General features: G+C 60.8%; 1 pseudogene. It reads left to right on the top strand.

The annotated features are described in order from the left end of the window. Positions 1–237 (top strand): annotated as a pseudogene (locus tag ACVA6Q_RS24915) (hypothetical protein); the annotation flags it as partial.

The raw sequence follows: 237 nt of genomic DNA, 5'->3' as shown, positions 1-237 counted from the left end.
ATCGAGCACCGGCTGTTCTTGCGCCAGCGCTACGCCTTGTTCTGCGGGCAGTACCACCCGCTGTTCGGCAAGGCGGATGTGCAGATTGCCGATCTGGCTGGCGAGAAATTCGTCTCCTTCACTGGGGACAAGATTGGCGATCCGCTTTCGATGCTGACGTTCTTCCGCGACGAGATGGGCCTGACGGGCCAAGTGGTTGGCTCGTCATCGAGCATGTGGGAAGTGCGGCGGCTGATC

The organism is Vibrio sp. DNB22_10_4, assembly GCF_052879755.1.
Note: the sequence above shows the minus strand (reverse complement) of the source record. Positions and strands in the feature narration are given on the sequence as shown.